Genomic DNA, 12,726 nt, shown 5'->3' with positions numbered 1-12,726 from the left:
GCTCTTCCCTCCGGCTCTTCCCCTCGGATCTGACGGGCCGTCATATTAGGAGGGACGTAACGAGATGCACAGAGGTTGGACGCCAAGGGGTTGGAGGCCTCTCATGACTTCCGGGAGCCGGAGAGTCGCCGTCGTCGGAGTGTCCCTCTCCGACTGCGGCCGGGTGGACGACGCGACGCCGTACGCCCTGCACGCCCAGGCGGCCCGCCGCGCGCTGGCCGACGCGGGGCTCGGCCGCGAGGTGGTGGACGGCTTCGCGTCCGCCGGCCTCGGCACGCTCGCCCCCGTCGAGGTGGCCGAGTATCTGGGGCTGCGCCCGACCTGGGTCGACTCCACCTCCGTCGGCGGCGCCACCTGGGAGGTCATGGCGGCCCACGCGGCGGACGCGATAGCCGCCGGCCACGCGAACGCGGTGCTGTTGGTCTACGGCTCGACGGCCCGCGCGGACATCAAGGCGGGCCGGCGGACGGGGAACCTGTCCTTCGGCTCCCGGGGTCCCTTGCAGTTCGAGGTGCCCTACGGCCACACACTCATCGCCAAGTACGCCATGGCCGCCCGCCGCCACATGGTCGAACACGGCACGACCATCGAGCAGTTGGCGCAGGTGGCCGTCCAGGCTCGGGCGAACGCCGCGCTGAACCCCGAGGCCATGTTCCGCGACCCGATCACCGTGGACGACGTCCTGTCGGGCCCGATGATCGCGGCCCCCTTCACCAAGCTGCACTGCTGCATCCGCTCCGACGGCGGCGCGGCGGTGCTGCTGGCCGCCGAGGAACTCGTACGGGACTGCCGTACCGCGCCCGTGTGGGTCCTGGGCGCCGGGGAGCACGTCTCGCACTCCGCGATGTCCGAGTGGCCCGACTTCACGACCGGCCCGGCGGCGGTCAGCGGACGGCTCGCCTTCGAGCGGGCGGGGGTGCGGCCCGAGGAGGTCGACTTCGCGGAGATCTACGACGCCTTCACCTACATGACGCTGGTGACGCTGGAGGACCTCGGCTTCTGCGAGAGGGGCGAGGGCGGCGCGTTCGTGGAGAAGGGGCGGCTGCTGGTGCGGGGCGGGGAGCTGCCGGTGAACACGGACGGGGGCGGTCTTTCCGCCCAGCATCCCGGGATGCGCGGGCTGTTTCTGCTGGTGGAGGCGGTGCGGCAGTTGCGCGGGGAGGGCGGGGAGCGTCAGGTGTGGGGGCCGGGCGGACCCGGGGAGCTGCCTCGTTTGGGGGTCGCCTCGGCCACGGGGGGATGGTTCTGCTCGTCGGGGACGTTGGTACTGGGGAGGGATTGAGACGACCGTGGACCCGACCGGGAGGAACCGGCATGGCCCTGACCCGCGAAGAGCGTGAACAGTTCCTGGCCGAACCCCATGTCGCCGCGCTGGCGGTCGACGCGGGCGCGGGGCGGGCGCCGCTGACCGTGCCGATCTGGTACCAGTACGAGCCCGGCGGCGAGCTGTGGATCATGACCGGGCTGGACTCCCGCAAGAACGAACTCATCCAGGCGGCGGGCCGGCTGTCCCTGATGGTCGACCGGCTCGAACCCACGATCCGGTACGTGTCGGTGGAGGGACCGGTCGTCGGGACGACCCCCGCCACCCTCGAACAGCTCCGGGAGATCTCCGCCCGCTATCTCCCGGCCGAGAAGGTCGACGGCTATGTCGACTTCGCCTGGAAGAACCACGGCGAGCAGGTGGTCGTCCGGGTACGGCCCGAGCGGTGGGTCTCGTCGGACCTCGGGCAGGTGTGAGCCGGCGCCGCACGTGACAATCGGGGCATGGGAACGGATCTTCATGACCTGCTGAGGTCGCTGCGCGTGTGGGACGTCGAGCTGCCGTCCTTCGACCCGGGCGCCGCGCCCGCCGACCCGCTCGCGCTGTTCACGGCCTGGTTCGCCGAGGCGGTCGCGGCCGGGCAGACGGAGCCGCACACGATGTCCCTCGCCACGGCGGACGAGGCGGGCCTGCCGGACGTACGGACCGTGATGATGCACGGCGCCGACGCGTCCGGCTGGTCCTTCGCGACGCACGTGGGCAGCAGCAAGGGGCGCCAGCTCGCCGCCCGCCCGCACGCGGCCCTGGGCTTCTACTGGCCCGCCCAGGGCCGCCAGGTGCGCCTGCGCGGCCCCGTGACGGCGGCCCCGTCCGCGGAGTCCCAGGCCGACCTGCACGCCCGCTCGACCGGCGCGCTGGCGGCGGCCCTGACCGGCAGGCAGAGCGAAGTGCTGTCCTCCCTGGAGGAGTTGGCGCGCGAGTCGCAGGCGGCCTGGGAACGCGCCCAGCACGAGCCGCAGGCCCCGGTCCCGTCCTGGACGCTGTACCGACTGCTCCCGGACGAGGTCGAGTTCTTCCAGGGCGACGCGGCCCGCCGCCATGTACGGCTGCTGTACCGCCGTACGGAGGACGGGTGGACGCGGGAACTGCTGTGGCCCTGAGAAGTCCGCGACGGTTCAGCCGCGCCCCTTAAAGGGGCGCGGGGCCGTCATCAATTTGCGGCCACCGCCGCGTGAGCGCGACCAGCCACGACGGCCCCCGCACACAACCGACGACCTATCGCACCGTCGGCAGCGGCAGCGGATTGACGGCCCGCTCACGGGACGCCGGCGCGGCCTTGCACGTCGCGTCCTTCTCCGGCAGCTTCCCGGTCGTCAGATACGTCGTGGCCGTCTTGTCCGCGCAGGACTTGGAGCCGTAGATGCCGTGCCCGACTCCGCCGAGGACGGTGACCATCTTCGAGCCCTTCATGACCCGGCGCAGGCCCTGGCCGCTGGCCAGCGGGGTCTGGGAGTCCCACTCGTTCTGCAGGATCAGCGCGCCGACCTTGTTGTCGACCTTGGTGGCGGGCTCGGAGCCGCTCTTCTTCCAGAACGCGCACGGCATGATGTTGGAGACGAAGTCGCCGTACAGCGGCCACTTGGCCTTGTCGCGGATCGCGTCGGCGCGGTACTGCTCGGGGTCACGCGGCCAGTTGCGGGTGTCGGCGCAGACGACGGACCAGAAGCCGGCGGTGCCGTTGTCCGCGGGCGTCTCGCGGGCGAACGACGGCGGAGCGGGCGTGGGCGTCCGGTCCGCCCGGTCACCGGACGCGGGCCTGCCCGCGGCGGCGTTCTTCAACTGGACGACCCACTCGGCGGCGTCACGCACGGAGAAGAACGTGCCGCGGCTCATGGAGCGGATCTCGTCGCCGTTCATCTTCGAGCCGTCGAGCTCGATGGGCTTGCGGTCGGCCTGGGCGACGATGTCGTAGAAGGTCTTGCGGACCGCTTCGGGAGTCTTGCCCAGTTTGTATGTGGAGTCGCGCTCGGCGGTCCACTCGGTCCAGCGGGTGAAGGCGGGCTCGGTGCCCTCCGCCCAGATCTGGATCATGCCGCGCCAGATCCTGGCCGGGTCGACGGCGCTGTCCAGGACGATGCGGTCGGAGCGCTTGGGGAAGAGCTGCGTGTAGACCGCGCCGAGGTAGGTGCCGTACGAGTACCCGAGGTAGGAGATCTTCTTCTCGCCGAGCACGGCACGGATCACGTCCATGTCCCGGGCGGTGTTGCGGGTGGTGATGTGGCGCAGCTTGTCGCCCTGCTTGGCGTCGCACTTCTCGGCGACGGTCCGCGCCCACTTGACGTCCTTGGCGAACGTCGCTGCCTTGTACGGCCGTTCCCAGTTCTGCTCCGCCTCCGTCATGCCGCAGCCGACGCCCGAGCTCTGGCCGATGCCTCGCGGGTCGAAGCCGATGAGGTCGTACTTGGCCTTCACGCTCTTCGGCAGCTCGGTCGCCATGATCTGCGGCATGTCCAGGCCCGTACCGCCGGGTCCGCCCGGGTTGAGCAGCAGCACACCGCGACGCTCGGCCCTGGTGCTCGTCTTCAGCCGCGATATCGCGAGATCGAGCTTCTTGCCGTCGGGACGGCTGTAGTCGAGGGGCACCTTGATGGTGGCGCACTGGAAGTTCGCCGGCATCGTTCTGTCGCAGCGGTGCCAGGCGGGCGTCTGCCGCAGGTACTGGTCCAGGGGGTTCGCCGCGGCGGACGCCGTGGCCGGTGCGAGCGCGGGAACCAGGGTGGCGACGACACCGGCCGCCAGGACAGTAGCTATTCGACTGCTTCGCACGTGGGGGGTCCTCGGGTTGTTGCGTATGAGACGCAGCAACCCTTTCGTGCGGTGGAGTTGGGCGAATCCATCAATGAGGCAGATTTCCTCCGTCCATGGATGGACGGACGGATCTGTCAGATGGTCCCCGAGTCGCACAACCGCGACCGGCTGCGCACCGTCTTACTCAAGAGGCCGCCCGCCGGGGATACGTGAGGCCGCCCGTCGGAGATACCTGAGGCCGCCCGTCGGAGATACCTGAGGCCGCCCGTCGGAGGTACCTCTCGCGGGCGTCGGCGAGCCTAGAAGCCCCGCACCCCGCGGAAGTCGTACGCGGCGAAGTCGGCCACCGCCCGGTATCCGATGCGCTGGTAGAGGCTGTTGCTCGTCCGGTTGTCGAGGTCCGTGAAGAGCAGCACCTCGCGCACCCCGGAGGCGAGCACGGCCCGGGTGACCGCCGCGGTGACCGCTCCGGCGTAGCCGCGTCCGCGCAGCGGGGCCGGGGTGTAGACCGGGGCGACCCGGACCTGCCCGGCGACCACCGGGGTCACACCCGCCATGGCGAGCGGGGTGCCGTCCTCGCCCTCCCAGAAGGTGACGCCGCCGTAGGAGATCCGTGAGTCGGCCCACGCACCGGCGTCACGCGCGGCGACATGACCGACGGCCTCGACGAACTCGGCGTGCCAGCGCGTCACCTGCTCCCGGTCCTCCTTGCCCGCGACCCGCGCCCGGCCCGCCGGCACGGGCTGCGGAACGGTCAGGTTGCCGAGCCGGTACAGGCGCTGCCGCTGTCTGACCGTGCCCCGGGCACCCCCGTGCCGGCGCCAGGCCGCACTGAAGGCCTCGGCGGTCTCGCGGGCCGCGATGACACCCGGGACGCTCTGGCCGAGGCCGAGAAGATGGGCGGCGAGGGAGTCGGCCTCCTCGGGGGTGAGGGGGGTGATGTTCAGGTGGTAGGGCGGGGTACGGAAGTAGGCGGCCCGTACCTGCCCGTCCAGCTCCAGCGCGCCGAAGACGGGCGCCTCGTCGCCGTACGCACGCAGCCCGTTCGTGCGCAGCGTCTCGGTCACCGTCAGGGGGACGGTGTGCAGATCGGGGCGTGAGCGCAGGAAGCCGCCGGCGTGAGCGAGAAAGGCGGTGAGGTCCTGGGTGCTGTACCAGTCGTCCGGGCGCATAGCTCATGATCCCGCGTGCCGGGGAGGCTGTGCACCGTTTTCAGCCGTGGACACCAACCCGACACAAGAGGCCACTGCCAGGCGGGGGTTGCCGAGCACCGGGTTCACCGGCGCCCGGGGCTACGGGCCGACGTCGGGATCCGTGGCCAGCCGGCCATGCATGTGCATGTCCCGGTACGCGTCGTGCCGCCCCGCCTCCCACATGGCGCCCCGCAGGGTCCCCTCGTAGCGGAAACCGCATCGTTCGGCGATGTGACAGGAGGAGTCGTGGCCGACGGCGTGGTCGAGTTCGAGGCGGTGCAGGCCGAGTTCGGTGAGGGCCCAGCGGGTGGCGAGGGCGAGCGCGTGGGTGGCGACGCGGCGGCCGCGTGCCTCGGGGAGCACCCAGTAGCCGACGCGGGCGGAACTCATGACCCGGTTGATGACGTTGACGCCGACGTGCCCGAGGGGTGCGCCGGTGGCGGCGTCGGAGACGCGGAACGCCGCCGAGGTGCCGTCCCTCATGTTCTCGGCCGCGGTGCGCAGGGAGTCGCGGGCGCTGTCGAGGTCGGTGGTGATGCGCAGCGGGGTGTTCCAGCGCCGGAACTCCGGGTCGGTGCGTCCCCGGAACCAGCTCTCCACGTCGGCCTCGGAGTCCGCGTCCCAGGGGCGCAGAGACAGGCCGTACGCGTGGAGCCCGGGGAGGGGACGGGGATGGGGGTGGTGTGGTCCGCCGGCGATGGTCATGGGCTCATTGAAACCACCCGGCGATCAACTCGGCACCGCTTCGGGGCGGAACACCGGCACCCCGTCCCGGAAGACGACCTCCAGCTCCATCCCGGCCCGCAGCAGCGCGAGGTCCGCGCACCCGACGACCTCGGTCATCATGCGGGGCCCTTCGGCGAGATCGACGACGGCCGCAACGTAGGGCGTGCGCTGCCCGAAGGGCGGCAGGTCGTTGCGGTGCACGACGGACCACGTGTAGAGGGTGGCCCGGCCGCCGGCGGGTTCCCAGGCGACGTCCTCGCTCCAGCAGTGGGGACAGAACTCGCGGGGGTAGTGGTGGGCGCGTCCGCAGCCGTGACAGCGGCGGATCAGCAGCCGCCCTTCCGCGGCCGCGTCCCAGTAGGTACGGGTGAAGGCGTCGGCCTCCGGAATGTCGTAGCGCGGCTCACTCATCGGACCAGGCCCCTTCGGTACGAACCCCTCGCGTCAGAACAGCCCCAGCGCGCTGTCCACCGACCACGACTGCCAGGACATCCCGAACAGCGCGACCACCGAGATCAGCGCCATCATCGAGTTCTGCCCCTGCTCGGCCCAGTCGTGGATCATCAGGAAGAAGTAGAGAAGGTTGAGCAGCAGCCCGCCGACGAGGGCGATCGGGGTCAGGAACCCGAGAACGAGCCCGAGTCCGAGGGCGAGCTCCGCGTACAGGACGACGTACGCCATGGTCCGCGGCCGGGGCTTGACGACGACGTCGAAGCCGGAACGTACGGCGCTCCAGCGGTGCTTGGCGGCCACGTCGGCCGCCCAGGCGATCCCCGCGCCCTCGAACCAGCTCTTCTTGTCCTTGTGCCGCCAGCTCTCCAGCCACCACAGCCCGAGGCCTATGCGGAGCACGGCCAGCCATTGCGCACCTGTGAGCCAGATCGCGTCCATGGATCTGACGGTACGTCAGATAAAGAGGGCCTGGCAATCGCCCGTGCGTCCGTGATGAGTTCGACGAAATTGTTGGCAATTTCGTCGGCACGAGCTTACGTTCGCTGACGCAAGGACCGAGGAAGCAGTCAGGGAAGCCGTAGCAGCCGAGGAGAGTCCGCCGTGAAACACAGGGCAGTCAGGCGCAGGAGCGTGGTCATGGGGATCGGGGCGACCGCGGGGGTCGCGGCGGCCGGGGGCATCGCACTGACCGCCCAGGCGTCGAGCGGCGCGAGTGCCTCGGGGGCTTCCGGGACCGCGGGTGTTTCCGGGGCCGCGGGGGCCACGTCGCCGGAGAGCGCGCTCGCCTTCGACAGGGACGCGTACACCACCCTGACGACCACGATCACCGACGCCGAAGGTGCCGAGCACGAGGTGGAGTACCGCTTCCACAAGGCGATCACGTACGTCGCCAAGCCGGTCGACGAGACGTACCAGTGCCTGAACGTCAGCGTGCCGGTCAAGATCGACGGCACGGCGGTGGACGCGACGGACGCGCCCGTCCTCTTCGCCAACTCGGTGGGCGGGTACATGCCGTCGTCGGTTGCGGACGCGACGGGTGTGGGGGGTGGTGGGGCGACGGGGATGCCGGGCGGCGGCGCTCCTGGCGCGTCAGCCTCCGCGAGTCCGTCGCCCTCGGGCGAGGTGGCGTCCGGCGGCAACGGCATGGTGGCGTCCGGCGGCTACGGCATGGTGAACGCACAGCGCGCGATGGTCAGCCTTCCGAAGCTGGCGCTGGCGGCGGGGTACGTTGTCGTCGAACCCGGCGCGCGCGGCCGCGCGCTGGTCGACGGCGGCGGCACGTACTACGGCGTCGCCCCGGCGGCGATCGTCGACCTCAAGGCGGCGGTCCGCTACGTGCGGTCCAACAAGGGCCGTATACCCGGCGATGTCGACCGCATCGTCTCGTCCGGCACGAGCGCGGGCGGCGCGCTGTCCGCCCTCATGACATCGGTTCCTCGCTGTCAGGCTTGGCGGGCGGAGGACGCGAGGCGATCGGCGAGCGCGATGACGAGGTCGCGCAGTTCATCGGGACGCTCGATGACGAACGGCCGGTCGAGTGCGGCGAGTACCGGAGGCAACCAGTCGAGCCGCTCCGCCCGCAGCTCGACGCGCATCCAGCGCTCGGTCGCCGGGTCCTCGCCTGCCACGGGCGCGTGTTCCTCCAAGTTCGCGACGCCGGCGGGAAGGTGGGCGCGGATCTGCTCGGCCGTCCCGTGGATCCGCAAGGTCACCTCATGCCGGTACTCGGCCGTGGCGAACCCCGACACCACGCGCTGTGCCGGACCGGGACCCGCCGGCGCCTCGAACGAACCGGGCAGGGTCCGCGCGTCCGCGATGCGATCGAGCCGGAAGGTTCGGTCCTCGCCGATCCGGGCGTCCTTGCCCGTGACGTACCACCGGCCCGAATGGGCGACGATTCCGTACGCGTGCAGCGTGCGTTCGCTGCGCCGCCCGTCGCGGTCGGTGTAGCGGATCGAGACCGGTCGGCGGTGGCGCACCGCATCGGCGAGGGTGAGCAGGACCCCGGCGTCCGGGGTGTCGAACTCTCCGGGCCGGTCCGTGAAGGCGAGGGATTCCAGGAGTGTGTCGAGCCGGCCGGCGATGTGCTTGGGCAGCACCCGCCGGATCTTGGCCGATGCCGTCTCGCTTGCCGTGTGCTGCGTCGTCGTCAGCCCTGCCCGGCGGCCGGCGACCAGGCCGAGCAGCACGGCCAGCGCCTCGTCGTCGCTGAGCATGAGCGGAGGCAAGCGGTACCCGGGGGCGAGCCGGTACCCGCCGTAGCGGCCGCGCACCGATTCCACGGGCACGTCGAGGTCGATGAGCTGGTCCACATACCGCCGCACGGTGCGCCCTTCGACACCGAGCCGGTCGGCGAGTTCGGCCACCGTCCGGGTGCCGCCCGACTGCAGCAGCTCCAGGAGTGTCAGCACGCGGCCGGTGGGTCGAGGCATGTGCACAAGCTAGCGCGAATACAGGACCGATTCTGTCCACTATTTCTCCTAGCCTGCGCAGTGCACACCTCCAGCGCAGCCAAGGAGATCCCCATGGACTTCGTCTCGATCCGCATCATCACCGGCGACGTAGCGCGCCTCGTCGAGTTCTACGAGCGAGCCACAGGGGCGCGGGCGACATGGGCCACCGAGGACTTCGCCGAACTCAGGACCCCGGGCGCCACCCTCGCGATCGCCGGCACCCGCACCGTCCCGCTGTTCGCCCCGGGCTCCGCCCGCCCGGCGGACAACCACAGCGTGATCACCGAGTTCCTCGTCGACGACGTGGACCGTGTTCACCAGAACCTGACCGGCCTCGTCACCGACTTCGTCACCGAGCCCACCACGATGCCCTGGGGCAACCGATCGCTGCTGTTCCGCGACCCCGACGGCAACCTCGTCAACTTCTTCACCCCCGTCACCCCGGCGGCCATCGAAAAGTTCACACGCCGACCCCACGCACAGCCGCTCACGCGGGAGCCCTGAGATCCCGGGGCTCCCGGTGAACGCGGCCGCCGAGTCCGGGAACTGGCAGCTCACCCTCGAGGACTTGGTGCAGCCAAGGCCCCACCCCGCGCTGAAGGGTGGGGTCTTGGTTCTACGGTGCGGGCTCGTAGGTGACGGTGGTCGCCGGGCAGGCCTCCGCGAGCTGGGTGAGGGCTTCGCGTTCGGCGGCGTCGGCGGTCAGGCCCCAGCGGAGCTTCGTCGAGATCCACTCCGAGGCGTACCGGCAGGTGACCTCGACCGTCGGCGGCAGCCACTCGGCGGGGTCCTGGTCGGCCTTGCTGCGGTTCGAGGCCGCGGAGACGGCGACGAGGGACGGATTCACGGCGAGGTCGTTGGCGTACGACTCACGCCGCTGGGCGGTCCATTGGGACGCCCCGGAGTCCCAGGCCTCGGCCAGCGGCACCATGTGGTCGACGTCCAGGGCGGATGCCGAGGTGAGCCACTTGGAGTCGTAGTACGACCACCAGCGCCCGCCCGAGAGCTTGCAGCCGGGCAGGACCTGGGGCCGGTCCACCGCCTCGGCGAGCAGCACCTCCGCCCGGGTGTTGCAGCCGTCGCTGGGGATCTGGCCCGCGTTCCAGTGCTTGAAGCTCGTGCGCTCGTAGCCGTCCCGCACCTCCGCGGCGATCGGGAGGAGCTGGACCGAGGTCGCGATGGGGAACGTGTACGTCTCGAGGGAACGATCCTGCGCATGGGCGGGGGCGGGTGCCGCGAGGGACATGAGAAGGAGTGCGGCCGTCATCGCGGCTCGCCTGATGTTCTTGATCACACATCGTAGGATTGGCTGTTCATACCTCGTTCGAGGGACTCGACTCGAACGGATGAGCCAGGTGGATGCGTGAGTTCACCAGACCGGTGTGCCGTGGGCCGCTTGACGGCCGTACGGCACCCGCTCCCCCGCCCGCGTCACGCCGCCGTCTTGACCCCCGAACCGCTGCGCACCGCCTCCGCCACGACGCGCCGCTTCCGGGCCGGGATGCCGACCGTCGGGTTGGCCACGCCCCACGCCGCGCCCTTGCAGATGAGTTCCTTGTAGGCGGCGGCGAGTCGTCCCGTCAGCGCGGCACTCACGGCGCGGTCGTCGGCGGTGACGTACTGGATGAGACCTTCCCTGCGGCCCAGCGAGATGCACTGGTTGAAGTAGCGCAGCGGCGTGGTCGGGACCTTCGCGCCGGTCAGCCGGGCCGCGATGGCGTCGGCGGCCTGCCACGCGGTCGGGACACCCGAGGCGCACGACATCCGCAGCGGCTTGTCGCCGGGGCCCATCACCATGGCCGCGTCACCGATGGCGTACACCTCGGGGTGCGATACCGAGCGCATGCTCCGGTCGACGACGATCTGGCCGGTGCCGGTGATCTCCAGGGTGGTGGCCTGCGCGATCGGGTGGACGGCGAAGCCGGCGGTCCAGACGGTCACCGCGGCCGGGACGAAACCGCCGTCGGCGGTGGTCACCCGGTCGGCCTCGACGGCCGCGACGGCGGTGTCCTCGTGGACCGTGATGCCGAGGTTGTCGACGACCTTGCGCAGGTGCCGGCGTCCCTTGGGCGACAGCCAGTCACCGAGGCCGCCGCGCACGGCGAGGGCGACATCGAGGTCCGGGCGGGCCTCGGCGATCTCGGTCGCGGCCTCCACGCCGGTGAGGCCGCCGCCGACCACGACCACGGGCTGTCCGGCGTCCAGGCCGGCCAGGCGCTCGCGCAACCGCAGTGCTCCGGGGCGGCTGGCGACCTCGTGGGCGTGCTCGGCCGTACCGGGCACGCCGTGGTCGTTCCAGCCGCTGCCGAGGGCGTACACGAGGGTGTCGTACTCCAGTTCCTCGGCCTCGGCTGCCCCGTTCGCGGCGACCACGGTGACCGTCCTGCGGTCGACGTCGATGCCGGTGACCTTCCCGAGCTTCAGTGCGACGCCGGTGCCCGCGAACATCTCGCCGAACGGCCGGGGCTTGAGCGACTGGCCGACCGCGAGCTGGTGCAACCGGACACGCTCCACGAAGTCGGGCTCGGCGTTGACGAGGGTGATGGCGACGTCTTCGCGGTGCAGTCGCTTGGCGAGGCGCCCGGCGGCGGTGGCTCCGGTGTAGCCGGCCCCGATGACGACGATGCGGTGCTGCATGTCCGTACTCCTGTCTTCAGCGGATTCGCCCCTTGAACCGAGCGGCCCACCGATTCCTGACAGGTATGCGATGTGAAGCAGCTCACATCACATGCGACCCTCCACCACGCCGGACGGCCGACCTCACCGCCACCCCTCCCCCCTCACTCGATCAGAACGCGCTGAGCAGCAACGGCTCCCCGTGGTCCTCCGCCGCCCAGACCCTGGTCGCCCGTTCGAGCTTGTCGGGGTTGACCTGGTTGCGGAATGCGGCGATGCCCTCGGCCGTGATCTCCAGGCACATGACCCCGATGACCCGGCCGTCGAGCACCGCCAGGAGGGCGGGGCCGCCGTTGGCGAACGAGCCGTAGATCTGCGGCGAGCCGCCGGTCAGCGCACGCTTGGCCTCGCTCGGCTTGAACAGGCCCCGCATGAACTTCGCGACCGCGAGAGCACCCTCGAACGCCTTCGCGCGGGCCGGGACCTTCCCGCCGCCGTCGCCGATCGCGATGGAGTCCTCGGTGAGCAGCCGTACGAGCGGCTCGGTCCTGCCGCTGGTCGCGGCCGCGAGGAACTCGTCCACGATCCGCCGGGCAGTGGCCTCGTCCACCTCGGTGCGGGCCTTGCCCTGAGCGACGTGCTTCTTGGCGCGATGGTAGATCTGCTGGCTGGCGGCCTCGCTGACGTCGAGGATCTCGGCGATCTCCCGGTGCGGGTACTCGAAGGCCTCCCGCAGCACGTACACCGCCCGCTCGCTGGGCGAAAGCCGCTCCAGCAGGGCGAGTACGGCGTACGAGACCGACTCGCGCTGTTCGGCGGTGTCGGCCGGGCCGAGCATCGGGTCGCCGACGAGCAGCGGCTCGGGGAGCCACTGGCCGACGTACGTCTCGCGCCGCGCGCGGGCCGAAGTGAGCTGGTTGAGGCACAGGTTGGTGAGCACCTTCGTCAGCCATGCCTCGGGGACCTCGACCCGTTCGACATCGGCGGACTGCCAGCGCAGGAACGTCTCCTGCACGGCGTCCTCCGCCTCGCTCGCCGAGCCGAGGAGGCGATAGGCGATGGCCTCCAGGCGGGGCCTGGACGCCTCGAACCGGTCCACGTCGTTCATGGTCAGGGCCATGACGCCGGATCCTAACTCCCCCACCACCGACCGCATCAGGGCGCCATGTCCGGACTCGCGCCAAGTCCACCCCACAACCACAACCAGGAGACC

Annotated in this window: 13 protein-coding genes and 1 pseudogene; 5 read left to right on the top strand and 9 right to left on the bottom strand. The window is 71.0% G+C overall.

Annotation, left to right across the window (positions count from 1 at the left end; genetic code table 11):
* Nucleotides 1-103: 103 nt before the first annotated feature.
* The 3 genes from ACZ69Q_RS28190 to ACZ69Q_RS28180 are packed head-to-tail and all read left to right on the top strand — an operon-like array spanning nt 104 to nt 2,424.
* Nucleotides 104-1,282 (top strand): thiolase C-terminal domain-containing protein, encoded by a 1,179-nt coding sequence (locus ACZ69Q_RS28190; RefSeq protein ID WP_471046805.1) that lies wholly within the window; start codon nt 104-106, stop codon nt 1,280-1,282.
* A gap of 32 nt (nt 1,283-1,314) precedes the next feature.
* Nucleotides 1,315-1,740, top strand: a complete 426-nt coding sequence (locus ACZ69Q_RS28185; protein ID WP_471046803.1) for a pyridoxamine 5'-phosphate oxidase family protein — start codon at nt 1,315-1,317, stop codon at nt 1,738-1,740.
* 27 nt (nt 1,741-1,767) lie between these two features.
* Entirely contained in the window at nt 1,768-2,424 is a 657-nt protein-coding gene (locus ACZ69Q_RS28180) for a pyridoxine/pyridoxamine 5'-phosphate oxidase (RefSeq protein ID WP_471046802.1), read from the top strand.
* 115 nt (nt 2,425-2,539) lie between these two features.
* Here ACZ69Q_RS28180 and ACZ69Q_RS28175 read toward each other — a convergent pair whose 3' ends face one another.
* The 5 genes from ACZ69Q_RS28175 to ACZ69Q_RS28155 form a co-directional block, all read right to left on the bottom strand.
* On the bottom strand, nt 2,540-4,090 hold the full coding sequence (locus ACZ69Q_RS28175; protein ID WP_471046800.1) for an alpha/beta hydrolase: 1,551 nt from the start codon (nt 4,088-4,090) through the stop codon (nt 2,540-2,542).
* Between the two features lie 281 nt (nt 4,091-4,371).
* Complete coding sequence (locus tag ACZ69Q_RS28170; RefSeq protein ID WP_471046798.1) at nt 4,372-5,244, bottom strand: GNAT family N-acetyltransferase; 873 nt, start codon at nt 5,242-5,244, stop codon at nt 4,372-4,374.
* Nucleotides 5,245-5,364: 120 nt separating this feature from the next.
* Nucleotides 5,365-5,970 (bottom strand): GNAT family N-acetyltransferase, encoded by a 606-nt coding sequence (locus tag ACZ69Q_RS28165; RefSeq protein WP_471046796.1) that lies wholly within the window; start codon nt 5,968-5,970, stop codon nt 5,365-5,367.
* A 24-nt stretch (nt 5,971-5,994) separates the two neighbouring features.
* The gene (locus tag ACZ69Q_RS28160; RefSeq protein ID WP_471046794.1) at nt 5,995-6,402 is read right to left on the bottom strand and encodes a Zn-ribbon domain-containing OB-fold protein; all 408 of its coding nucleotides are present in this window, start codon (nt 6,400-6,402) and stop codon (nt 5,995-5,997) included.
* 33 nt (nt 6,403-6,435) lie between these two features.
* The gene (locus ACZ69Q_RS28155; RefSeq protein WP_471046792.1) at nt 6,436-6,882 is read right to left on the bottom strand and encodes a DoxX family protein; all 447 of its coding nucleotides are present in this window, start codon (nt 6,880-6,882) and stop codon (nt 6,436-6,438) included.
* A gap of 198 nt (nt 6,883-7,080) precedes the next feature.
* On the opposite strand from ACZ69Q_RS28155, the pseudogene ACZ69Q_RS28150 reads away from it, so the two are divergent.
* Nucleotides 7,081-7,869, top strand: a pseudogene (locus ACZ69Q_RS28150) (subtype B tannase); the annotation flags it as partial.
* 17 nt (nt 7,870-7,886) lie between these two features.
* Here ACZ69Q_RS28150 and ACZ69Q_RS28145 read toward each other — a convergent pair.
* Nucleotides 7,887-8,876, bottom strand: a complete 990-nt coding sequence (locus ACZ69Q_RS28145; protein WP_471046790.1) for a helix-turn-helix transcriptional regulator — start codon at nt 8,874-8,876, stop codon at nt 7,887-7,889.
* A 93-nt stretch (nt 8,877-8,969) separates the two neighbouring features.
* On the opposite strand from ACZ69Q_RS28145, the gene ACZ69Q_RS28140 reads away from it, so the two are divergent.
* The gene (locus ACZ69Q_RS28140; protein ID WP_471046788.1) at nt 8,970-9,401 is read left to right on the top strand and encodes a VOC family protein; all 432 of its coding nucleotides are present in this window, start codon (nt 8,970-8,972) and stop codon (nt 9,399-9,401) included.
* Nucleotides 9,402-9,513: 112 nt separating this feature from the next.
* Here the strand turns inward: ACZ69Q_RS28140 and ACZ69Q_RS28135 are convergent, their stop codons facing one another.
* From ACZ69Q_RS28135 to ACZ69Q_RS28125, 3 genes are all read right to left on the bottom strand, one after another.
* Nucleotides 9,514-10,191: an HNH endonuclease family protein gene (locus ACZ69Q_RS28135; RefSeq protein WP_471046786.1), complete on the bottom strand. Its 678-nt coding sequence runs from the start codon at nt 10,189-10,191 to the stop codon at nt 9,514-9,516.
* A 137-nt stretch (nt 10,192-10,328) separates the two neighbouring features.
* Nucleotides 10,329-11,534, bottom strand: a complete 1,206-nt coding sequence (locus ACZ69Q_RS28130) for an NAD(P)/FAD-dependent oxidoreductase (RefSeq protein WP_471046784.1) — start codon at nt 11,532-11,534, stop codon at nt 10,329-10,331.
* A 151-nt stretch (nt 11,535-11,685) separates the two neighbouring features.
* A complete protein-coding gene (locus ACZ69Q_RS28125; protein WP_471046782.1) occupies nt 11,686-12,633 on the bottom strand; it encodes an RNA polymerase sigma-70 factor in 948 nt (315 codons plus the stop codon).
* Nucleotides 12,634-12,726 lie beyond the last annotated feature (93 nt).

This window comes from Streptomyces sp. NPDC036764, from assembly GCF_055609385.1.
This window is presented reverse-complemented; position numbering and strand designations above follow the sequence as displayed.